At 72.4% G+C, this 19,598-nt stretch carries 20 protein-coding genes; 11 read left to right on the top strand and 9 right to left on the bottom strand.

Translation table 11 applies throughout. The annotated features are described in order from the left end of the window. Positions 1-182: 182 nt before the first annotated feature. Together ABWI07_RS12930 and ABWI07_RS12935 are read right to left on the bottom strand one after the other, a co-directional pair. A complete protein-coding gene (locus ABWI07_RS12930; RefSeq protein WP_149263403.1) occupies positions 183-524 on the bottom strand; it encodes a hypothetical protein in 342 nt (113 codons plus the stop codon). Between the two features lie 99 nt (positions 525-623). Next, complete coding sequence (locus tag ABWI07_RS12935; protein WP_353818647.1) at positions 624-1,106, bottom strand: hypothetical protein; 483 nt, start codon at positions 1,104-1,106, stop codon at positions 624-626. A gap of 278 nt (positions 1,107-1,384) precedes the next feature. On the opposite strand from ABWI07_RS12935, the gene ABWI07_RS12940 reads away from it, so the two are divergent. Next, positions 1,385-2,125 (top strand): dienelactone hydrolase family protein, encoded by a 741-nt coding sequence (locus tag ABWI07_RS12940; RefSeq protein ID WP_353818648.1) that lies wholly within the window; start codon positions 1,385-1,387, stop codon positions 2,123-2,125. A 99-nt stretch (positions 2,126-2,224) separates the two neighbouring features. Here ABWI07_RS12940 and ABWI07_RS12945 read toward each other — a convergent pair whose 3' ends face one another. Then, the gene (locus tag ABWI07_RS12945; RefSeq protein WP_149263406.1) at positions 2,225-2,797 is read right to left on the bottom strand and encodes a hemerythrin domain-containing protein; all 573 of its coding nucleotides are present in this window, start codon (positions 2,795-2,797) and stop codon (positions 2,225-2,227) included. Between the two features lie 275 nt (positions 2,798-3,072). On the opposite strand from ABWI07_RS12945, the gene ABWI07_RS12950 reads away from it, so the two are divergent. Next, complete coding sequence (locus ABWI07_RS12950) at positions 3,073-4,278, top strand: hypothetical protein (RefSeq protein ID WP_353818649.1); 1,206 nt, start codon at positions 3,073-3,075, stop codon at positions 4,276-4,278. A gap of 44 nt (positions 4,279-4,322) precedes the next feature. Here ABWI07_RS12950 and ABWI07_RS12955 read toward each other — a convergent pair whose 3' ends face one another. After that, positions 4,323-4,910, bottom strand: coding sequence for a dihydrofolate reductase family protein (locus ABWI07_RS12955; RefSeq protein ID WP_353818650.1), 588 nt, complete (start codon positions 4,908-4,910; stop codon positions 4,323-4,325). Positions 4,911-5,568: 658 nt separating this feature from the next. Between ABWI07_RS12955 and ABWI07_RS12960 the strand changes: the two genes are divergently transcribed. From ABWI07_RS12960 to ABWI07_RS12970, 3 genes are all read left to right on the top strand, one after another. Further along, positions 5,569-5,871 (top strand): response regulator transcription factor, encoded by a 303-nt coding sequence (locus tag ABWI07_RS12960; protein WP_353818651.1) that lies wholly within the window; start codon positions 5,569-5,571, stop codon positions 5,869-5,871. A 100-nt stretch (positions 5,872-5,971) separates the two neighbouring features. Then, positions 5,972-7,156, top strand: a complete 1,185-nt coding sequence (locus ABWI07_RS12965) for a cytochrome P450 (RefSeq protein ID WP_353818652.1) — start codon at positions 5,972-5,974, stop codon at positions 7,154-7,156. 55 nt (positions 7,157-7,211) lie between these two features. Further along, a complete protein-coding gene (locus ABWI07_RS12970) occupies positions 7,212-7,520 on the top strand; it encodes a DUF4190 domain-containing protein (protein WP_149263411.1) in 309 nt (102 codons plus the stop codon). Positions 7,521-7,562: 42 nt separating this feature from the next. On the opposite strand, the gene ABWI07_RS12975 is transcribed toward ABWI07_RS12970, so the two are convergent. The 3 genes from ABWI07_RS12975 to ABWI07_RS12985 form a co-directional block, all read right to left on the bottom strand. Further along, positions 7,563-8,756 carry a family 2 encapsulin nanocompartment cargo protein terpene cyclase gene (locus tag ABWI07_RS12975; RefSeq protein ID WP_353818653.1) on the bottom strand — a complete coding sequence of 398 codons (1,194 nt, stop codon included), beginning with the start codon at positions 8,754-8,756 and terminating at the stop codon, positions 7,563-7,565. A gap of 52 nt (positions 8,757-8,808) precedes the next feature. After that, a complete protein-coding gene (locus tag ABWI07_RS12980; protein ID WP_149263412.1) occupies positions 8,809-9,645 on the bottom strand; it encodes a geranyl diphosphate 2-C-methyltransferase in 837 nt (278 codons plus the stop codon). Positions 9,646-9,850: 205 nt separating this feature from the next. Beyond that, positions 9,851-10,495 carry a DUF6962 family protein gene (locus ABWI07_RS12985; RefSeq protein WP_149263413.1) on the bottom strand — a complete coding sequence of 215 codons (645 nt, stop codon included), beginning with the start codon at positions 10,493-10,495 and terminating at the stop codon, positions 9,851-9,853. Between the two features lie 94 nt (positions 10,496-10,589). Here ABWI07_RS12985 and ABWI07_RS12990 point away from each other — a divergent pair, with 94 nt between their 5' ends. Beyond that, positions 10,590-12,008 carry an RtcB family protein gene (locus tag ABWI07_RS12990; protein ID WP_353818654.1) on the top strand — a complete coding sequence of 473 codons (1,419 nt, stop codon included), beginning with the start codon at positions 10,590-10,592 and terminating at the stop codon, positions 12,006-12,008. A 23-nt stretch (positions 12,009-12,031) separates the two neighbouring features. Here the strand turns inward: ABWI07_RS12990 and ABWI07_RS12995 are convergent, their stop codons facing one another. Further along, positions 12,032-12,457, bottom strand: coding sequence for an archease (locus ABWI07_RS12995; protein ID WP_353818655.1), 426 nt, complete (start codon positions 12,455-12,457; stop codon positions 12,032-12,034). 179 nt (positions 12,458-12,636) lie between these two features. Between ABWI07_RS12995 and ABWI07_RS13000 the strand changes: the two genes are divergently transcribed. The 5 genes from ABWI07_RS13000 to ABWI07_RS13020 all read left to right on the top strand — a co-directional run bounded on the left by ABWI07_RS13000 (position 12,637) and on the right by ABWI07_RS13020 (position 17,739). Next, positions 12,637-13,710, top strand: coding sequence for a S1C family serine protease (locus ABWI07_RS13000; RefSeq protein WP_353818656.1), 1,074 nt, complete (start codon positions 12,637-12,639; stop codon positions 13,708-13,710). Between the two features lie 99 nt (positions 13,711-13,809). Beyond that, positions 13,810-14,478, top strand: coding sequence for a TetR/AcrR family transcriptional regulator (locus ABWI07_RS13005; protein WP_149263416.1), 669 nt, complete (start codon positions 13,810-13,812; stop codon positions 14,476-14,478). Beyond that, positions 14,475-15,386: an ABC transporter ATP-binding protein gene (locus tag ABWI07_RS13010; RefSeq protein ID WP_149263417.1), complete on the top strand. Its 912-nt coding sequence runs from the start codon at positions 14,475-14,477 to the stop codon at positions 15,384-15,386. The genes ABWI07_RS13005 and ABWI07_RS13010 overlap by 4 nt, the downstream gene beginning before the upstream one ends. Next, positions 15,383-17,044 carry an ABC transporter permease gene (locus tag ABWI07_RS13015; protein ID WP_353818657.1) on the top strand — a complete coding sequence of 554 codons (1,662 nt, stop codon included), beginning with the start codon at positions 15,383-15,385 and terminating at the stop codon, positions 17,042-17,044. Before ABWI07_RS13010 ends, ABWI07_RS13015 begins: the two co-directional genes overlap by 4 nt. Before the next feature lie 92 nt (positions 17,045-17,136). Next, positions 17,137-17,739: an LOG family protein gene (locus ABWI07_RS13020; RefSeq protein ID WP_353818658.1), complete on the top strand. Its 603-nt coding sequence runs from the start codon at positions 17,137-17,139 to the stop codon at positions 17,737-17,739. Positions 17,740-17,775: 36 nt separating this feature from the next. On the opposite strand, the gene ABWI07_RS13025 is transcribed toward ABWI07_RS13020, so the two are convergent. Further along, positions 17,776-19,581 carry a thiamine pyrophosphate-requiring protein gene (locus ABWI07_RS13025; RefSeq protein ID WP_353818659.1) on the bottom strand — a complete coding sequence of 602 codons (1,806 nt, stop codon included), beginning with the start codon at positions 19,579-19,581 and terminating at the stop codon, positions 17,776-17,778. Positions 19,582-19,598: the final 17 nt, after the last annotated feature.

Raw genomic sequence — 19,598 nt, forward strand, 5'->3', positions numbered from 1 at the left:
ACCTGCATGAGCGCCCCGGCCATGCAGGTCCAGGCGACCCCGCACGCACCCGGCAGCGGCGGTCACGGCGAACCGAGCGGAAGACCTGTTGAGCGAAAGACCATCGGCGAAGCTCGGTCGGTCATCCATGGCCCCTGTCGCCCGGATGATCCTGCCTCGGCTCTCGGGAAGCCGTCGCCGTCTCAGCCGCTGACGATCACGGCGGTCTGGGTCACGAGGAGAAGCACTACCTGGCCCGCGACGAGGACCGGGCGGATCCGCGCGGTCACCGTCCAGGCGGACCGGAGCAGCAGTGCGCCGACGCCGGCGGCGCCGCTGGCCCAGAAGCTCCACCAGGCGATGGGCAGGAGGGTCTCCGCGGCCGGGTCGCACTGCTCCCCATAGGTGAGGCAGCGGCCGTACTCCGGGGTGGAGAGCACGCACAGCCAGGCGAGCACGGTGAGGGGCAGGAGCAGGGCGAGCGCGACCGCCGCGGCCACCCGCCAGCCCGATCGCGTCCGAGGGGCGGCGGCGGTGTCATTCATGATCACAACCTCAGTGAACCGGCTTCCGGCCGCTCGACCGATCCGCTCGCCTACTCAGATACGCGCGGTGCGGTACTCAACTGGAGCACGATGGCCGGTTCAGTCGTTGTTCGTGTGCGTTTCAGCGACCACGCCCATGTCCTGAGTGGTGAACCTCTTCCCGGATACCGGCAGCAACGTGACCGGGTAGGTCCGTTGATGGCCGAAGAACCAGACCCTTCCCGCAGGGAACTTCAGTTTCCTGGATTCGCCGGGCCTGAGCGTTGCCCGTCCACCCGGAATGGGAGACTCGTGCTCGGTGTCGCAGACCCCGGACTGCCCCATGCACAGCGTCACCGGGACGGCGAGCCGGTTGACCACACGAACCCGGTCGGGGTCCGCCTCGATGCAGTCGGTGGACCACCCGGACGCGGTTATCGCCGCGCGCCCCCCTGGCGTCATCGAGCCTCCGCAGATCTCCTGCTGGAAGTAGGGATCGTCGGTCTTGGGGCCCCAGACCATAGGGACCCACAGAATCACCAAGAGCGCCGCGATGAACAGGAAGACCGTCATTCCGCTCGACACGCGTTCTCGCTCGGGCATCCCGCCGGTCCTCCCCGTGCGAACCGAGTGTCCACCTCAGCCGTGCGTCTGGGCAAAGGGTACGCAGGCCGATCATCCGGCGTCACCCGCAAGAGCGGGCCTTCGCGAAAACCCGTTGGCGGGCCGCGGCGGCCACTGCTACTTTTCGGGAGGCCGTGCGGCAGACCGAGGAGGTGGTACCCGTGAACACATCGACATGGGTGCTCCCCTCTGGGGTCACGGTCGGGCGATAGGTCGTCCGGGAGCGCCGTTCAAGAGCACTCCCGAAAGGCACGACCATGCGGTTCACTTCTGAGCAGCGCTTCGACGACGGCGTCCTCGAACGCGACTTCACCCTCGGCGACATCCCCGGCATCCTCTGGACGCCCGGATCCGCGTCCGCTTCGGCGCCGGTGCCGCTGATCCTGCTCGGCCACCCCGGCGGGCTGGACAAGATGCGCCCCCGGCTGGCGGGGCGGGCCCGGCACTCCGCGGCGGAGAGCGGCTTCGCCTCGGCCGCCATCGAGCTTCCCGGCAGCGGTGACCGGCCCCGTTCGGCCGCCGCCGAGCAGGCCCGCGCCGACCTGCGCCGGGCGGTCGAGGCCGGTGAGCCGGTCGGCGACGAGATCGTCGACCGGCTCGTCCTCCCGCTGGTCGACAAGGGGGTCCCGGAATGGCGGACCACCCTGGACGCCCTCCTCGCGCTGCCCGAGATCGGCGGCCCGGTCGGATTCTCGGGGGGAGTGATCGCCATCGGCGTCCGGCTGGCGGTGGTCGAGCCGCGCATCTCGGCCGCCGTTCTGTTCGCCGGGAGCTTCGTGCCCCGCGTCATCTTCGAGGAGGCCCGGCAGGTCACCATTCCGCTGCACGTCCTGCTGCAGTGGGACGACGAAGGCAACGACCGGCAGGCGGCCCTGGACCTGTTCGACGCCTTCGGCTCCAAGGAGAAGACCCTGCACGCCAACATGGGCGGGCACACCGGCGTCCCGCAGTTCGCCGGGGACGCCGCGGCGGCCTTCTTCACCCGGCACCTGACCTAGCCGCCGGCAGGCCCCGCACGAACGCCCCGATCGCGTCGGTACCGCCCATCGGCGGTACCGGCCGGTCGGGGCGGCTCGGCCGCGACGGAACGCGCCGGGTCAGTGCTTGCCGCGGGCGTCTCGGATCAGGTCGCGGACGCGGTCGGCCACCGAGGCCATCGGTCCGGCGAGCATGTTCTTGGTGGCGGACTCCACTCCGGGGTGCGGGTGCGTGGGCGCGGTGGCCTCGGCGGCGCGGACCGCGGCGGCGAAGCCCTTGAGCTGGGCCGGGCTGAACTGGTCCTTGAGCCGGTCGAACTCGTAGCGCTCCTCGGCGCGGGCGTGGGTGAGCACGTCGATGCGCAGCTTGTCGAGCGACTTGAGGAAGCGCGGGTCCTCGATGTCCATGCCGTCCAGCTCGGAGAGCAGCTCCTTGGCCTCGCGCTCCTCGGCAAGGCGGTCGTCCACGATGCCGTCGCCGCCGGGCAGGCGCCGCGCCATGGGGTGGATGATCTCCTCCTCGGCCGTCTCGTGGACGGCCAGCAGCTTCACCAGCTGCTGGAAGGCCTTCCGGCGCTCCTTGCCCTCGGAGTCCATGACCTCGTCGAACAGGTCCCTGATCCGGCCGTGCTGCGCGCGCAGCAGGTCGACGACGTCCTCGGTGGTCTCGGCGTTCGCGGGTGTGGTCCGCATGGGCCTTCCTCGCTTCCTCGCCCGGCCGCTGCTCCTGCTGGGCGCTGTCCGTGCAGATGGGCGTGCTGGTGAGACGGTGCCGAAGGGTGGGGATGCGCGGCCCGTACCCAGCGCCCCTCGGCCTATGCGAATGGCTCTCGCCCGTTCGGACAGGGAGTCGGTCAATGCGGGACCAATCTTGAGAAACAGCTGCTCGGAGAGGTGCATAACGGGACGCCCCGGGTACGCGCACCGGTCGTCAGCCCGAACAGCACCCGCAGGAAGGGACGAGCCTGGTGGCCTTCAACCCGCTCGAACACCGCGGCATCCCGCTCGACGACCAGCTGCGCAACTGGTCCCAGCTGGACGTGGCGCCCGTCGACCCGGACAAGTCCGATCCCTACACCCGCTGCCGCATCATCACGATGAACGGCATCGAGGTGGAGGCGATCATGTTCAGCCACCACTTCAACCGCATCTGCCCCGACCTGGAGGTCAAGCAGAAGCTGGCGGAGGTCCGCAACATCGAGCAGCAGCAGCAGAAGGTGGTCAACTGGCTGCTGCCCGGCCAGGCGTCCGTGCTGGAGACGACCATCGCCTACGAGCAGGTCGCGGTCGACCTGACCGGCTGGGTCGCCCGCCAGGAGCCCGACCCGTACCTCCAGCAGGCCTACCAGTTCGGGCTGCTGGAGGACTTCGACCACCTCTACCGGTACTCCAACCTGTACGAGATGATCGAGCACCGCCGGGCCGAGAAGATCGTCGACCAGCTCACCGAGGTGATGCCGGGACGTCCCGGCCACCTCCAGCACCGCCACCCGGTCGACAACGTCCGCGAGCACTACGACCGCGAGGCGGCGGCGCCGATCTCCAAGCTGCACGCGCTGACGATCATGGCGGCCGAGCAGCAGACGATGAACTTCTACATGAACGTCGGCCCGATGTACATGGAGCCGATCGCCCGCCGGCTCTACCAGGACATCGGCCTGATCGAGGAGGAGCACGTCACCCACTACGAGTCGCTGGTCGACCCGGGGGAGACCTGGTGGGAGCGGCTCGTCAACCACGAGTACAACGAGTGCTACCTGTACTACTCGTTCATGCAGACCGAGTCCGACCCGCGGGTCAAGGGCATCTGGGAGCTGCACCTGAACATGGAGCTGGAGCACCTGCGGATCGCCTGCGACCTGATGCGCCGCCACGACGGCCGCGACCCGGAGAGCATCCTGGCGCCCGCACTGCCCGAGCCGGTCACCTTCGAGCCGAACAAGCAGTACGTGCGCGAACTGCTGGCCACGCAGATCGACTACACGACGCTCGGCACCGGGTACGTCCAGGAGGCCCACCGCCGCTTCGAGGAGTACCAGGACAAGATCCACGCCGAGCGGCCGCCGCAGGAGCGCGTCATCGAGGAGCACCGCGCCAAGTTCGGCGACGAGTACCGCCTGGAGACCGACGGCCCCCATCCGGTCCAGCGCCTGCGCGACCAGCCCGCCACCTGACCCGGCCGAGGGCGCGCGCCGGCCCCGCCGGACCGCGCCCCGGCTCAGGGGCGGACGACGCGGTAGCGCAGGTGCATGACGGCGTGCGCGGGGTCCTCGTCCTCCGGCGTGGTCAGATGGCGGACCAGGCGGAGTTCGGTGTGCTCGGGCGGCAGGTGGTCGAACAGGCGACGGCCCTGCCCGAGCAGGACGGGGACGACGTGGAGTTCGAGCTCGTCCAGCTCCCCGGCCCGCAGCAGCGCCTGCGCGGCGCCCGCGCCGTGGACCATCACGTCGCCGTCCCCGGCCGCCGCGCGCGCCCGCTCGGCGCATTCACGAACGTCGGTGACATAGCGGACGCTGCCCGGCGGCGGGTCGTCCGGGACCGAGTGGGTCAGGACGAAGACCGGCACGCCGTCGTGGTGGTCGCCCTGCCAGCGGCCCGCGAGCTCGTAGGTGCGACGGCCCGCGACGACGGCGCGGGTGGCCATCGCCTCCTGATACACCTGCCCGCTTGGCCCCGGCTCGTGCCGCCGGTCGAGCCAGTTGAAGAGGCGGAAGCCGCCGGTGCCCAGGGGAGCGTCGGGGCCGTCGTCCGGTCCGGCGACGTAGCCGTCCAGGGAGATCGTCATGTAGAGCCGGATGGTCGCCATCGGCTCAGCCGGCCTGGACGGCATGGGTGAAGGGCGTCATGGATCGCGTTCCTTTCGTGACGGCCCGTGCGAGGGCCTGACGGGTGCCAGCATCCCGTCCAGCATGCGAGATGCCGGCGGCGCGGCTGAATCCCAGGTTCCTGGGATGGCTCAACGGGGCCGCTGTAGGCTCGGCGCGTGGCCAACGCGGCGGCGCCGGGACGCGTCCGCGACGTGCTGGGCCGCGTCGTGCCCGCCGAGGGCACCTGCCTGATGACGACCGACCCGGCGACCCTGCTCCCGACCGCCGAGTACGTGGAGAACGGCCTGCCCGCGCCCGAGATGCGGCGCCTCCTGGAGATCGAGGCACGCGAGCCGGACTTCAACAAATGGGTACAGCTCGCCCGCGCGGAGCACCCGGCGGCCAGCCTGAGCGAGGCCACCGCGGGCGATCTGGAGCGCAGCCTGCGCCGGCGGGAGATCCGTCGGCCCGGCGGCTTCGCCGACGAGCTGCGCGTCGTCCTCGCGGGCGGCACCGGGACCTGGGGCGTGCTGACCGTGTTCCGCGAGGCCGGGCGCCCGCACTTCGCCCCGGCCGAAGTGCGGCTCGCGGCGTCCCTGGCGGCGCCGATCGCCGACGGGCTGCGGCGCGGCCTGCTGCTGGAGGGCGCGTGGGCCGGTGACACCGACGCCGGCCTGCTGGTCCTCGACGCCGACGACGGCGCGGCTGATCGTGGACGCGTACGGCTTCACCGCGCGGGAGCGGCGGGTCACCGAGCTGGTCGCGCAGGGCCTGTCGACCAGGCAGATCGCCGGACGGCTGCGGGTGACGCCCTACACCGTCCAGGACCACCTGAAATCGATCTTCGCCAGGTCGGGCGCCGCGTCCCGCGGCGACCTGGTGGCCCGGCTGTTCTTCGCCCCTTACGCGGGCCCGCTGGAGGCGGGACCCGTGGCACGGTCCAGCGGTGGATGGCCGTAAGCGGTCACCATGCCCTGGCGGCTGATGTGCTGGGGTTGGACCGAGGCGCCGGAGCGGACACCGGTCGGCGCGCGGCTTTCGATGGCGGTAGGAGGCTGCAATGGGTGTGCGGTACAGCCTGTACGACTACGGAATCCAGCAGGATCCGTATCCCGTTTACACGCAGTTACGGGAGGAGGCGCCGGTCCACCGCAATGACGAGGAGGATTTCTGGGTCCTGTCGCGGCACGAGGACGTGACCGCGGCGTTCCGGGACTTCCGGAGGTTCTCCAGCGCCAACGGGATCCTGCTGGAACCGTCGGTGTGGGGGCCGCAGGCGCGCAGGCACGCGTCGTTCCTCGCGCTGGACCCGCCCGAGCACACCCGGATGCGCGGGCTCGTGGCGAAGGCGCTCACCCCGCGCCGCGTCGCCGACCTGGAGCCGCGGATCCGCGACATCGCGCGCGGCCACCTGGACCGGGCGCTGGACGGCGCGGAGTTCGACCTCGTGGCCGACTACGCGGCGCCGCTCCCGATGGACGTCATCTCCGAGCTGCTCGGCGTCCCGGAGGTCGACCGCGGCGAACTGCGGCGGCTGGCCGACCCGATCGTGCACCATCAGCAGGGCCTCCAGGACGTGACCCGGGCCTGCCACGAGGCGATCCCCGTCCTGGCGGGCCACTTCCACGACCTGATCGCCGAGCGCCGCGCGCGGCGCCGCGACGACCTGGTGTCAGCCCTGCTGGACGCCGCCGAGGGCGGCGACCACCTGACCGAGGCCGAGATCATCGGCGTGCTGCTCGTCCTGGTCGCGGCCGGCACCGGGACCGCCACGAATCTGATCTCCAACGCCTGGCACTGCGCCTGGCGGCATCTGGACCGCCCGTCCGCGGCGTTCGGGCGGGTCGGCGACTGGATCGAGGAGACGCTGCGGCTGGAGGCCCCGGCGCAGGCCGACGGGCGCACGGTGACCGGGGAGTTCACCCTGCACGGCGTGACCGTCCCGGCCGGGGCACGCGTCCTCCTGGTGCTCGGCGCGGCGAACCGCGACCCGCGCGTGTTCCGCGACCCCGACCGGTTCGACCTGGGCCGCGACACCACGGCCAAGATCAGCTTCGGGTCGGGCCGGCACTACTGCATCGGCGCGAACCTGGCCCGGCTGGAGGCCCGGATCGCACTGGAGGAACTGGCGGCCCGCGTCGGCGACTACGCCATCGACGAGGCCCGAGCCCGACGCCTCGCCTCGCCATACGTGCGCGGCTTCGCCGAGCTGCCGACCACCGCCGTCCCCACGGCGGACCGCTAGCCTCGATCGGCGGCGATCATGTCAACTCTCCGCGGGCCCAGGGCGTCGAACCGTCATGGGGCCTGAAGAAGAGCCGGTCGTCTCGGAACCGCGTACCGCATCGAACCCGGGCGATGCCCCGGCGTACCGTCTGGCGACGGCGAGCATGGTGCTGGGCGTTCTCGGGTTCCTTCCTTTCGGGCAGTTCGCCGTCGTGGCGATCGTCATGGGGCACGTCGCGCGCAGGCGGATCAGGCGGACCGGCGAGGGTGGCCGGGGCCGGGCGACCGCGGGCCTGGTCCTCGGCTATCTCTTCACGTGCCTTTGGGCGGGCATCCAGGGCACCACCGTGTGGGCCTACGGCGTCGCCTTCCACCTCTGGTGACACGGTGCGTCGTCTGACCTGCCCCGGCCGGCCGGCTGGCCCTCAGGCGTGTTCGCGGTAGCGCGGGTTGGTCGCGTGCCATTCGAAGCCGCCGCCCATCCAGGCGCGCAGGCCGCGCAGGAACCGCTGGAGCTCGGGGGAGGGGACGGCCGCCAGGTCCCGGTGGCCGGCCTCGAAGTCGCGGACGAGGTCGTTGTGGAGGCCCACGGCGGCCTCGGTCGCCTCCTCCACCGAGCAGCCCCGGTCGGCGGCGATCAGAAGGACCAGGTTGCAGACCGGGTTCTCGTCGGCGGCGTCCTTGGCCACCGAGTGCAGGTCGTTCACGATCACGCTCGCCGTCCCGGCCTGGAAGGCGGCCCGGCGGACGCGCGGATCGTAGAACAGGCGGCCCGGCACCTCGTAGCCGCCGACGACGTCGATCAGCGTCATCGAGGTGTAGAAGCTGTCGTGCTGGCGCGCTGCGAGGTACTCCCAGGCGGGCGGGTGCTCGCCGGTCTCGCGCCACGCCGCGTAGGCGGTCCAGCTCACGAACATGGCGAAGGTCGAGTAGCAGACGCGCTGGACCTGCGCGTGGGACGCGTGGCGCCTCAGGTGGCCGACGGCCGAGCCGAGCATCCGCAGGACGAGGTCGTCGTGCAGGGCCTCGCGCAGCGGCGGGGTGAACTCGCCCGTCGGCGGGACCGGGTCCATGGCCGACATCACCAGCGTGAGGCGCTGCGGCAGCCGCGCGGGCACGGCGCCGAGCGCGGTGTCGTCGGCGTAGTAGTCGTCGGCCGCCCACCAGCCCGCGTTCAGCTGCGCGGCGACGAGCAGGGCGTCGGGGTCGTCGGTGTCGGGGTGGGCGAGAGTGACCAGCCGCCCGAAGGCCGCCTTGCCCAGCGCGTCGAGCTCGTGGTCGTCGAACCCGCGGTCGCGCGCCCAGGCGAGCAGCCGGGCGTCCACCTCGGCGGCGAGGGCGTCGTCGACGCGCTCGACGACCGGGCAGTACAGCGGCGAGTGCGACCCGTCGCCCCAGTCGCGCTCGACGTAGCCGGGCCCGCCGCCGCCGACCGGACGCGGGTGCGTCCCGGCCAGGAGGTCGCCGTAGGGCACCTCCCGGCTGGGCCACGCCGCGGCGATCAGCGACGGCAGGGACACCGCGCCGGTCCCGGGGCCGGACGGTCCCGCCGGGCGGGGTTCCGCGGACGAGCCGTACGGCGCGTGGCGGCCGCTGCACCCGTGGTGCGTCGCTTCCATGTAGTGCTCACCTACCTCTGCCCGAAGGCGACCGGTCCGGCGTTGACGGGGGTCAGATCCGATCGGCGGCGATGAGCAGGTACTGGAAGCTTCCGTCGCGGTAGGCCTCCAGGAAGGCGCCCTCGATGCCGGTCGCGACCGGCGACTTCTCGCGCAGCTCCCAGTACGGGATCGTGTCGGCGGTCAGGTCGACCACGGTGACGGGCACGAGCCGGTTGGCGGCCATCGCGCGGAAGTAGGCGCTGCGCGGGTGGATGTCGCACACGTAGTGGGCGTTGATCGTGGACACCGCCCTGGACGGCAGCCCGTACACGTCGTTGTAGCAGCCGGTGATGGTGACGTACCTGCCGCCGCGGGCGAGCAGCCGGGAGTGCTCCGCGAACAGGTCGTCGAGGACGGTGTACATCGTCGACTCGTTGTTCCAGACCGCCTGGAACGCGCCCGCCTCGAAACCCGTGTCGAGCATGTTCTTGAAGTGGAACCGGACCCGGTCCGACACGCCGCGCTCGACGGCCTGCTCGTTGGCGAAGTCGACCTGGGACTGGGAGATCGACACGCCGTCGACCCGGCAGCCGAAGGCGGCGTTGGCCATGATGCTGGAGCCGCCGCGCCCGGAGCCGGCGTCCAGCAGCCGGTGGTCGGGCCGGATGTCGCCGAGGTGGTCGAGCAGGAACCGGGCCTGGGCGTTCTCCAGCCGGTGCAGCTCGGTGATGATCGCCTGCTCGCGGGCGTCCTCCGGGGTCTCCAGGACCGACCAGTCCACCTCGCCGATCCCGTAGTGGTGGTGGTAGATCCCGGACACGTCGCCGAGGCGCAGGTTGACGGGGTTGCGCTCGGTGTTCCAGTAGGTGGCGACGTCGTGCTGGTAGACGCTGGCGATGGCCGTCATGAACGCTTTCCTCCACGCGGTCGGGGGGTTCGAATCACGGGTTGAAAGCTAACGGTGACCGTCCGTGTCCAAAAGGGCGGTGTTCAGCACAGAAGGAAGGCACCCCCGTAAGGGGAATGTTCCACCCCGGACACTCCCGTGCCGCCCGTGCCGTCCGGGATGCGCGTTCCGTCCGGAAAGGGTGTACTACCTGGTCAGGGGCGTGCTATCCGAGCAGGGGGCGCGGCTCGCGGCCCTGGCGGTGCGGGTTGCTGACTGCCAGGTAGAGCAGGACCATGCCGACGATCTGGGCGAGGTGGTAGACCGACGTCGGGTCCAGGGCGACGAGGCGGGCGAGGGCCGGGTCGATCGCCTTGGTCGCGGCCGCCGCGGCGCTGGCCGCGAGCGCGGCGATCACCGGCCCGGCCATCGGGTGGCGGTGCAGGGCCGCCCAGCCCCACAGCGCGAGGATGCACGCCATCGTCAGGCTCTCGCAGGCCAGCAGGGCGCCGACCCCGGCGTGGCCGGTGACCGCGAGGACGGCGTAGGCGCCGATCCCGACCGAGCGCAGCAGCCAGAACGTCCTGCCGTGGCGCGGGCCGAGCACCTCGGCGACGGTGGCCGCCAGCAGGTAGGACACCGCGACGACGACCATGGCGCTGATCAGGGCCCAGCTCGGCCCCGACCACCGCTCGGAGTGCTTGACCACTCCGTGGTGGACGAACCCCGCGAGCGCCGCGATCCCGGCCCACCAGAAGGACCTGCGCCAGTGCGGATGCGCCGCCTGGGCGCGCCCCAGCCGGACCGCGAGCGCCACCACGACCAGGCCGAGAGCGAGGTCGCTCAGTGCGGGCGCGGGTTCGGCGAGCATGTTCCGCACGCTACCGGCACGGTCTCTGGAGATCCTCGGTCGGCCGCCGCCGCGCCGGGAGCATGAGCGGCGGGGCGGGGGGTAGCCCCGCCTTGTGGACGTCGACCTGGTCGAGGACGGCCCGTACCGGTTCCGGATCGAGCCGGTGGGCGCCATGCGCGTGCCCGGCGTGGTGTTCGCGTCGCGGGAGCTGCTGGCGCCCGCGGACAACGCGGTCGGACAGGTCGCCGCCGTCGCCACGCTCCCGGGAGTGGTGGAGGCGTCCTATGCGATGCCCGACATCCACCTGGGGTACGGCTTCCCGATCGGCGGCGTGGCGGCGACCGACCCGCGTGAGGGCGGCGTGGTCTCGCCCGGAGGCGTCGGGTTCGACATCTCGTGCGGCGTAAGGCTGCTCGCGGCGGACATCGACGCCGCCGGGCTCGGGCCCGTCCTGCAAGACCTGATGGACGGCCTCGACCCCGTCATCCCGCGCGGCATGGGCAAGGGCGCGGTCTGGCATCTGCCCGGACGGCGGGAGCTGACCGGCATCCTCACCGGCGGGTCGCGGTACGCGGTCGAGCAGGGCCACGGGGACGAGCGCGACCTGCGCCGGTGCGAGGACGGCGGGGCCGTCGCCGACGCCGACCCCGGCCCGGTGAGCGAGCGGGCCGTGGAACGCGGCGCCCGCCAGGTCGGCAGCCTCGGCTCCGGCAACCACTTCCTGGAGGTGCAGCGGGTCGCCGAGGTGTACGACGCGGACGTGGCCGAGGTGTTCGGGCTGCGGGCCGGGCAGGTCTGCGTCATGATCCACTGCGGCTCGCGGGGGCTGGGCCACCAGATCTGCACCGACCACGTCCGGGCGATGGAGCGGGCGATGCCGCGGTACGGCATCGAGGTGCCCGACCGGCAGCTCGCCTGCACCCCGGTCGACTCCGCCGAGGGCCGCGCCTATCTCGGCGCGATGGCGGCGGCGGCCAACTACGGCCGCGCCAACCGGCAGCTGCTCACCGAGGCGGCGCGCCGGGTGTTCCAGCGGGTCGCGGGCGCCCGGCTCGACCTGGTCTACGACGTCTCGCACAACCTGGCCAAACTCGAAGAGCACACCGTGGACGGACGGCGGCGCCGGCTGTGCGTGCACCGCAAGGGGGCCACCCGCGCACTTCCGCCCGGCCATCACGATCTGCCGCCTGACCTGCGCGAAGCCGGTCAGCCGGTGCTGATCCCGGGGACGATGGGCACCTCGTCCTACGTCCTGACGGGCGTGCCGGGCGGGCCCGCGTTCTCCTCCACGTGCCACGGCGCCGGACGCGTGGAGAGCCGCCACCAGGCCGCCCGCGGCGTCAGCGGCAAGCAGTTGCGGTCGACGCTGGAGGAGCAGGGCATCGCGGTGCGGCCGTCGTCGTGGCGCGGCCTGGCCGAGGAGGCGCCGGACGCCTACAAGGACGTGTCCGCCGTGGTCGAGGCCGGCGAGGGCGCGGGGCTCTGCCGCAAGGTCGCCCGCCTCGTCCCGCTGGGCGTCGTCAAGGGCTGATCCGCAGGCACACACCGCGCCGGTCACACGTCGATGGTCACGGCGCAGGACCAGCCGCGGGCGTCCCGGCCGAAGCGCAGGTCGTGCAGCGACACCGCCTTGGGCACCGCTCCCGTCCCGGCCGCCTCCGCCGCGTCGCCGACGGGCAGCCGGGCGCTGAGCCCGCCGTCCGGCGCCTCGGCGATCTCGGCGTCCAGGGCGAGGACGCCGTCCACGTCCAGGCGGTAGATCACCTCGTCCAGCACGGCCACGAGGAGGTCCGCGTCGGGTCCCGGCGGCATGTCCATCCGGATCTCGCCCGCCGGGCGGACGCCTGAGACGTCGGCGAACGACTCCACGAGCCCGGCCACCGCCTCGGCGACGCAGCGCTCCCGCGTCGGCCCCCACGCCTCGATCCGCAGGTCCGCGGTGTGCGGGACGCCGCGATGCCCGCTCCCGGGATGCGACATGACCGGACGGCTACCCGGCCCCGGCCAGGCGAAACGGTGTCGGGCGGGCCGGCGCCGGGCGCCCCGTTCCCGCTCGGAGATCATCTGGGCCTCGGGCGAGCGGCATGGTGACGCAAAATCATGACCCGTGCGGCGCCTGTTCCTCCGCGGGCGGGAAGTGTCCCCTCTGGAGGTGGACTGTGGACAGGAACGCGAGGACGAAGGCGTGCGCGGCGGCCGCGGCGGGGGCCCTGGTGCTCGCCGGATGCAGCGGCGGCACCAAGAACGCCGAGAACGCCGGGAACACCGCGTCGGGCCAGACGTCGCCGCCGGTCTCGGGGGCGGGATCGGACCTGGAGCGGCAGTACGAGAGGGTCGTGGACGCCGTCCTGCCGTCGGTCGTGAAGATCCAGACCGATCAGGGGGAGGGGTCGGGGGTCGTCTTCGACGCCCAGGGGGACATCGTCACCAACGCCCACGTGGTCGCCGGGGCGAGGAAGATCGAGGTCACCTCCTCCGGCGGCGGGTCCCCGGCGAACGCCTCCCTGGTCGGCGCGTTCGCCGCCGACGACCTGGCCGTCGTCCGGGTGAAGGGCGGGTCGCTGAAACCGGCCTCGTGGGGCGAGTCGGGCAAGGCGCGGGTCGGGCAGATCGTCCTCGCGATGGGCAACCCGCTCGGCCTCTCCGGAAGCGTGACGAACGGGATCGTCTCCGCGCTGCACCGCACGGTGTCGACCAAGGGGCAGGGCTCCTTCCAGGGGTCCACGATCGCCGACGCCATCCAGACGAGCGCGGACATCAACCCGGGCAACAGCGGCGGCGCCCTGGTCACCCTCGACGGCCAGGTGATCGGCATCCCCACCGCGGCGGCGTCCGACCCGCAGATCGGCGCCGCGGCGCCCGGCATCGGGTTCGCGACGCCGAGCGACACCGTCAAGCGGATCGTCCCGCAGCTCATCGAGTCGGGGAAGGTGTCGAACTCCGGCCGCGCCGCGCTCGGCGTCGTGGTGCGCACGATCGTCGACCCGCAGACCGGCCGCCGGTCGGTCGCCGTCGTGGAGGTGCAGAAGGGCGGCGGGGCGGCCGCGGCGGGGATCCGGCCGGGCGACCTGATCCTCTCGGTGAACGGCACCGCGACGCCCGACCAGAGCGCGCTGACCACCGTCCTGGCGAACCTCAAGCCCGGCGACAAGGTGAAGGTCGAGATCCAGAAGTCGGACGGCTCGAAGCGGCAGGTCCAGGTGACGCTCGGCCAGCTGCCCGGGGGCGGCTGACCTTTCGGGCCGCGGGTTCCCGTACCGGGTTGACGGGGGCCTGTACGCGAGTACAGTGTACAAACGTACAGGTTGCTGAACATCGGTACAGGAGTGGGAATGGCAGTGCACGAGCGGGCCGAGGACCTGACCGGGCGCGCCCGGATCAGGGACGCGGCCCTGCTGGAGTTCGCCGAGCACGGGGTGAAGGGCGCGACGATCCGGGGCATCGCGAAGGCCGCCGGGGTGTCGCCCGCCCTCGTCCAGCACCACTACGGGACGAAGGAGGCGCTGCGCGCGGCCTGCGACGAGCAGGTGATCGAGGTCATCCGCGAGACCAAGCAGGAGGCGCTGCAGGGCGGGATGGCCAACCCGAGCTTCCTCTCGATCGCCCTGCGGACGGCCCTGCCGATCCAGCGCTACATGGCCCGCGCCCTGGCCGACGGCTCGGCGGCCGCGGCGGCGCTCTTCGACGAGGCCGTCGCGTTCAGCGAGGAGATGCTCGCGCGCGGCGCGCCCGGCATGGCCAAGCCGACCACCGACGACCTGCACGGCTACGCGACGGTCATGACCGGCATGAGCTTCGGCCTGATCGTCCTGCACGAGCACATGTCCCGGTCGCTCGGCGCCGACGTCCTGATGGGCGGCGGCTACCCCCGGATGGCACTGGCGATGCTGGACGTCCTCGACGACCGGCTCCTGTCGCCCGAACTGGTCGCGCAGACGCGCGCCGCACTGAAGAACCTGCCCGCCGCCGGCGGGCGGCCCCTCGACGAGGAGGACCGGTGACCCCGAACACGCCCCCCATATCCGTCTCCGGACTGGTCAAGACCTTCGGCCGGACCCGCGCGCTGGACGGCCTCGACCTGACCGTCAACCCTGGTGAGGTGCACGGCTTCCTCGGCCCGAACGGCGCCGGGAAGTCGACCACCATCCGGGTCCTGCTCGGCCTGCTGCGCGCCGACGGCGGCACCGCCCGGCTGCTCGGCGGCGACCCGTGGCGGGACGCGACCGAGCTGCACCGCCGGCTCGCCTACGTCCCCGGCGACGTCACGCTGTGGCCGAACCTCTCCGGCGGCGAGGTGATCGACCTGCTCGGCCGGATGCGCGGCGGCGTGAACGCGCGCCGCAAGGCCGAGCTGCTCGACCGCTTCGAGCTCGACCCGCGCAAGAAGGGCCGCGCCTACTCCAAGGGCAACCGGCAGAAGGTCGGGCTCGTCGCCGCGCTGGCGTCCGACGCCGAGCTGCTGCTGTTCGACGAGCCGACCTCCGGCCTGGACCCCCTCATGGAGGAGGTGTTCCAGGAGTGCGTCAGGGAGGAGCGGCGGGACGGCCGGACGGTGCTGCTGTCCAGCCACATCCTCTCCGAGGTCGAGGCGCTGTGCGACCGGGTGACGATCATCCGCAAGGGCGTCGCGGTCGAGTCCGGGACGCTGGCCGAGCTGCGGCACCTGACCCGCACGTCCATCGACGCGGAGCTGGCGTCGCCGCCGGACGGGCTGCCGCTGCCCGGCGCCCACGACGTCCACGTCGACGGCAACAAGATCCGCTTCGAGGTGGACACCGCCGAGCTCGACTCGGCGCTGCGGCAGCTGACCGAGCTCGGCGTGCGGAGCCTCAGCAGCCGCCCGCCGACGCTGGAGGAGCTCTTCCTGCGCCACTACAAGGACGAACTCGCCCCGGAGGCGACGCGATGAGCGCCACGGTCCAGGAGGCGCGGCCGGCCGCGCCCTCCCGCGCGACCCCGATGCGCGGGCTCACCGGGACCGGCGGGCTGGTCCGGCTGATCCTGCGGCGCGACCGGTTCCTGCTGCCGTCCTGGGTGATCGTGCTCGCGCTGATCCCGATCAACTTCGTGGCGGCCACCGAGAGCCTCTACCCGACGGCCGCCGAGCGCCTCAAGTACGCGCAGACCACGGGGACGAACCCGACGTTCCTCGCCCTGTACGGGCCGCTGTACGACTCCGGCCTGGGCGGCATCATCGCCCAGCGCTCCGGGTTCCTCCCGGTGGTCGTCGCGCTGATCAGCGCGCTGACCGTCGTCCGGCACACCCGGACCGAGGAGGAGGCGGGCCGCCGCGAGCTGCTCGGCGCCACCGTCACCGGGCGAGGCGCCGGCCTGGCCGCCGCGCTCATCGTGACCATGGCGGCCGACCTCGCGCTCGGCGCCCTGCTCACCGCGGGCCTCGTGGCGCAGGGCCTGCCGTTCGCGGGCTCGCTGGCGTTCGGCCTGCAACTGGCCGCCGCCGGATGCGTCTTCGCCGCCGTCGCGGGCGTCACCGCCCAGCTCAGCGAGGGCGCCGGCGCCGCCAGGGGAACGGCGATCGCCGCGCTCGGCGCCGCGTTCGTGGTCCGGATGGCCGCCGACGTCGGCGGCGCGGGCAACGGGCTGTCGTGGCTGGGCTGGCTGTCCCCGCTCGGCTGGGAGAACCGCCTGCGCGCCTACGGCGGGGAGCGCTGGTGGACGCTCGCGCTCGTCGCCGCGCTCACCGCCGCCCTCGTCGCCGCCGCGGGCGTGCTGTCGGCCCGCCGGGACGTGGGCGCGGGAGTGCTGCCGCCGAAGCTCGGCCCCGCCGACGCGCCGCGCCTGCTGTCCGGGCCGCTCGGGCTCGGCTGGCGGCTGCAGAGCCGCGCCCTGTACGGGTGGCTCGCCGGGTTCGCCGCGCTCGGCGTCGTGTACGGCGCGGTCGCGGGCGGCGTCGGCGACATGGTGAAGGACAACCCCGACCTGGAGAAGATCTTCACCCGGCTCGGCGGGCAGGGCGGGATCACCGACGCCTACTTCGCCTCGATCGTGGGCATGCTCGGCCTGATCGCCTCCGCCTACGCCGTCTCGGCCACGCTGCGGCTGCGCACCGAGGAGACCGGGCAGCGCGCCGAGCCGCTGCTCGCCACCCCCGTCGGGCGGCTGCGGTGGGCGGCCGGCCACCTGGTCTTCGCGCTGCTCGGCCCGGTCGCGCTGCTCGCCGTCGCGGGCCTGGCAGCCGGGCTGGCGCACGGCCTCGACACCGGCGACCCCGGCCGCGTGGTGCCGCGCGTCCTCGGCGCCGCGCTCGCGCAGTTGCCCGCCGTCTGGCTGGTCGCGGCGATCGCGCTCGCGCTCTTCGGCCTCGCCCCGAGGATCACCGCCGGCGCCTCCTGGGCCGCGGTCGGGGTCTTCGCGGTCGTGACGCTCTTCGGAGCCGGGCTCGGCCTCGACCAGTGGGCCCTGGACGTCTCGCCGTTCAGCCACGTCCCGAAGCTGCCGGGGCACGAGTTCACGCCCGCGCCGCTGGTCTGGCTCCTCGCGGTCGCGGCCGTGCTGTCCGCGCTCGGCCTGGTCGGATTCCGGCGCAGGGACCTCTCCACCGGGTGACCCCGCGGGTGAGACCCCTGTCACCGGGGGAGAGGCCACCTGCGGCGGAAAATCCACGGGCCTCTTCCGGAGCCAGCCGTTAGATTGGCCCGGTGAACTCCCGAAAGCCCCTCGCCGTCTGCGTGTTCTGCTCGTCCAGCGGCAAGATCGACCGCCGTTACGTCGACCTCGCCGCCGAGGTCGGCGCAGAACTGGCCCGGCGCGGCCACAGCCTCGTCAGCGGCGGCGCCCAGGTGTCGTGCATGGGCGCCGTCGCCCGCGCCGCGCGGGCCGGCGGCGCCCGCACGGTCGGCGTGATCCCCGAGGGGCTGGTCAGCGTCGAGATCTCCGACGAGGACAACGACGAGCTGGTCGTCACCGCCGACATGCGGACCCGCAAGGGCGAGATGGACAGGCGCAGCGACGCGTTCCTCATCCTGCCCGGCGGCATCGGCACGCTGGAGGAGCTGTTCGAGGTGTGGACGGCCCGCGTCCTCGCCATGCACGACAAGCCCGTGGTCATCCTCGACCCGACCGGCGTGTACGAGCCGCTGCGCGAGCTCATGGTGGGCCTCACCGACCAGGGCTTCGCCCGCCCCAAGATCTGGGACGCCATCGGCTGGACGAGCACCGTCCCCGAGGCGTTCGACCTCCTGGAGCGGGCGCAGCCCCGCATCGAGTTCTCCCCCGAGGACTACGCGGAGGCCGAACTCTGACCCGCGGCCGGCCGGCCTCGGCGGCTCGCGGCACCGTCAGTCGTGCTTGCGGCCCGGCATGTTCTCGTACATCTCGGTGAGCTTCTGGCGGAATCCGCGGGCCGCGATGCCGACCTTCTGCGGGTCCTTGATGCCGGCCTTGACGGCCTTCTTCGCCTGGTCCTTCATGATGTGCGGCGGGATCGGGGCGATCTCGTTGTCCACCACGAACTCCAGGACCACCGGGCCGTCGCTCGCGAGAGCCTCCTGCCAGGCCTCGGTGACCTTCTTCGGATCGTCGCAGTAGATGCCCTTGAGCCCCGCCAGCTCGGCGAACTTGGCGTAGGGGAAGTCGGGGATGCTCTGCGAGCCCTCGTACTTCGGGTCGCCGCCCATCGCGCGCTGCTCCCAGGTCACCTGGTTGAGGTCCTGGTTGTTGAAGATCGCGAAGATCAGCGGCGCCGCGCCGGCCATCCGGTCGGCGTACCGCTTCACGGTGATCATCTCGTTCATGCCGTTCATCTGGAACGCCCCGTCCCCGACGAACGCGATCACCGGGCGGTCGGGGTAGGCGAACCGCGCCGCGATCGCGTACGGGACGCCGGGCCCCATCGTGGCCAGGGTCCCCGACAGGGAGGCCTTCATGCCGTCCCGGAGCTTGATGTGCCGGGCCCACCAGTTGGTGCCCGAGCCGGAGTCGGCGGTGAGGATGACGTCGTCGGGCAGGAGCGGGGACAGCTCGTGCGCGACGGCCTGCGGGTTGATCTTGCCGTCGAAGCTCTGGCCCGCCCGCTTCTCCATGACCGTGTTCCAGGCGCGGACGTTCTCCTCGATCTCCTCCCGCCAGGAGCGGTCCTCCTTGCGCCGCAGCAGCGGGATCAGCTCCCGGAGCGTCTCCTTGGCGTCCCCGACGACGTGCGCGTCCATCGGGTAGCGGATGCCGATCATGCGGCCGTCGATGTCGATCTCCACGCCCTTGCAGCTGCCCTCGTCCGGCAGCCACTCGGCGTACGGGAAGCTCGTGCCGATCATGAACAGCGTGTCGCAGTTCATCATCATCTCGTCGCTGGCCTTGGAGCCGAGCAGGCCGATCGGGCCGGTGACGAACGGCAGGTCGTCCGGGACGACCTCGCGGCCGAGCAGCGCCTTGGCGATGCCGGCGCCGAGCAGCTCGGCCGTCTCGATCACCTCGGCCTCGGCGTTCGCGGCGCCCTGGCCGATGAGCATCGCGACCTTGGTCCCCTCGTTGAGGATGTCGGCCGCCTTGCGCAGCTCCTCCGGGTCCGGCAGCACCCGCGGCCGGCTCCACCCCACGCTGGAGTAGACCGAGCCGTGCTCCTTGGGAGGCGAGGGCACCGCGTCGGACTCCTGGACGTCCTCGGGAATGATGATCGTCGCGACGCCGCGGGTGGTCAGGGCCGTCTTGAACGCCCGGTCGATGACGTGCCGCATCTGGCCGGGGTGCATGACGATCTGGCAGTACTCCGAGACGTCGGAGAACAGGTTCTCGAGGTTGACCTCCTGCTGGTAGTGCGTGCCCTGCGCCAGGCGCTTCTGCTGCCCGACGATCGCGACGACCGGCTGGTGGTCCAGCTTCGCGTCGTACAGGCCGTTCAGCAGGTGGATGGCGCCCGGCCCGGACGTCGCCGCGCACACGCCGACCTCGCCGGTGAACTTCGCGTGGCCGCAGGCCATGAAAGCGGCCATCTCCTCGTGCCGCGTCTGGATGAACTCCGGCTTGCCCTCCGCGCGGTCGAACGCGCCGAGCATCCCGTTGATCCCGTCGCCCGGGTATCCGTAGACGCGCTCCACGCCCCACTCGGTCAGCCGCTGGAGCACGTAGTCGGCCACTTGCTGAGCCATCGCTGTCTCCTTCGTCG

Origin of the sequence: Actinomadura sp. NPDC000600 (assembly GCF_040492135.1) — a bacterium.
Taxonomy (GTDB): domain Bacteria; phylum Actinomycetota; class Actinomycetes; order Streptosporangiales; family Streptosporangiaceae; genus Spirillospora.

Coding starts and splice junctions, on each gene's coding strand:
- ABWI07_RS13015 (WP_353818657.1), top strand. CDS start 15,383: ATGAGCGCCACGGTCCAGGAGGCGCGGCCGGCCGCGCCCTCCCGCGCG.
- ABWI07_RS12930 (WP_149263403.1), bottom strand. CDS start 524: ATGAATGACACCGCCGCCGCCCCTCGGACGCGATCGGGCTGGCGGGTG.
- ABWI07_RS12935 (WP_353818647.1), bottom strand. CDS start 1,106: ATGCCCGAGCGAGAACGCGTGTCGAGCGGAATGACGGTCTTCCTGTTC.
- ABWI07_RS12945 (WP_149263406.1), bottom strand. CDS start 2,797: ATGCGGACCACACCCGCGAACGCCGAGACCACCGAGGACGTCGTCGAC.
- ABWI07_RS12955 (WP_353818650.1), bottom strand. CDS start 4,910: ATGGCGACCATCCGGCTCTACATGACGATCTCCCTGGACGGCTACGTC.
- ABWI07_RS12965 (WP_353818652.1), top strand. CDS start 5,972: ATGGGTGTGCGGTACAGCCTGTACGACTACGGAATCCAGCAGGATCCG.
- ABWI07_RS12980 (WP_149263412.1), bottom strand. CDS start 9,645: ATGACGGCCATCGCCAGCGTCTACCAGCACGACGTCGCCACCTACTGG.
- ABWI07_RS13025 (WP_353818659.1), bottom strand. CDS start 19,581: ATGGCTCAGCAAGTGGCCGACTACGTGCTCCAGCGGCTGACCGAGTGG.
- ABWI07_RS12970 (WP_149263411.1), top strand. CDS start 7,212: ATGGGGCCTGAAGAAGAGCCGGTCGTCTCGGAACCGCGTACCGCATCG.
- ABWI07_RS13005 (WP_149263416.1), top strand. CDS start 13,810: ATGGCAGTGCACGAGCGGGCCGAGGACCTGACCGGGCGCGCCCGGATC.
- ABWI07_RS12975 (WP_353818653.1), bottom strand. CDS start 8,756: ATGGAAGCGACGCACCACGGGTGCAGCGGCCGCCACGCGCCGTACGGC.
- ABWI07_RS12940 (WP_353818648.1), top strand. CDS start 1,385: ATGCGGTTCACTTCTGAGCAGCGCTTCGACGACGGCGTCCTCGAACGC.
- ABWI07_RS12995 (WP_353818655.1), bottom strand. CDS start 12,457: ATGTCGCATCCCGGGAGCGGGCATCGCGGCGTCCCGCACACCGCGGAC.
- ABWI07_RS12985 (WP_149263413.1), bottom strand. CDS start 10,495: ATGCTCGCCGAACCCGCGCCCGCACTGAGCGACCTCGCTCTCGGCCTG.